This is a genomic window from Paenibacillus popilliae ATCC 14706 (assembly GCF_000315235.1).
Classification (GTDB): domain Bacteria; phylum Bacillota; class Bacilli; order Paenibacillales; family Paenibacillaceae; genus Paenibacillus_B; species Paenibacillus_B popilliae.
In genome coordinates, this window is sequence record NZ_BALG01000269.1 from 1 (window position 1) to 945 (window position 945).

A 945-nucleotide genomic window follows, 5' to 3' on the forward strand; every position below is an offset into this window, starting at 1 on the left:
AATTCGGCGATAGAATCTATTTTTACAGGCGAGAAAGAGATTGATGTCGCTTTGCAAGAGGCATCACAAAAGTTAGAACAAGTCATGCATGATCATTACTGAACTGGGCACTTCCGCCATAAGACGCATGGCCCAGGCTTCAAGTAGCAAGGTAAAACGCGATAAAGGGTGCGCCCATTTCCCATACACTTGAGTGATTTTATCGTATGAGGTACACTTGACCCTACTCCATATAATTAATGCAGATAGTTTGAAACAGGTAGTACGGGGATGGGGAGAAAATAACTGTTTTGAAGAAGACTGAGTCAATATGGGCGAATACGGGGGGCGAAGGTTTGGACTGTTTCACCAAATCTAGTTCCTTTTGTACATATGTACCTTCTGAGAGGGTGGACACGATGGAAGAATTAAGATGGGATGGAGTGTGATCAGAGTTGGATCTCTGTCAAAATAGTAGACACAAATTTTAATGATTAAATGTATTAAAGTAGTATTGTCGTTCAAAATCAGATGGGGTGAGATAGCCAATCGACGAATGAATGCGTTCGTTGTTGTAAAAAACCTCGATGTACTCAAATATGCTTTTCTCAGCTTCTTCACGGGTCGCATACTTGTTCAGATAAATGAGTTCCTTTTTGATAATGCTATGGAACGATTCAATGCACGGGTAAGTAGCCTGAGCGGGCTACTTACCCGCCAATGGAACCATTACTCGGTCATATGAAAGACGAATTAGAGTACAAAGAATGTACAAGCATTGACGAGCTTCGCATCCGCATTAATGAGTACATCCACTTTTACAACACTGGGCGATATCAGTGGACACTAAAGAAGATGACCCCCAACCAATATGAGGCCACTGAAGAACTTGCGTTTTTCTTCGGAGGCGGTGCAGATAGTATAAAAAGAAGACATTCACCCCGCGTTTTGGAGATGAATGTCTTC

Annotated in this window: 1 protein-coding gene and 1 pseudogene; one reads left to right on the forward strand and one right to left on the reverse strand. The window is 42.1% G+C overall.

The genetic code is table 11. The features are described 5' to 3' along the window. Nucleotides 1–466: 466 nt before the first annotated feature. Nucleotides 467–664 (reverse strand): annotated as a pseudogene (locus PPOP_RS20935) (IS3 family transposase); the annotation flags it as partial. Between the two features lie 35 nt (nt 665–699). Here PPOP_RS20935 and PPOP_RS24545 point away from each other — a divergent pair. Then, the coding region (locus PPOP_RS24545) for an IS3 family transposase (protein ID WP_234399872.1) at nt 700–945 on the forward strand (246 nt) is incomplete at its 3' end.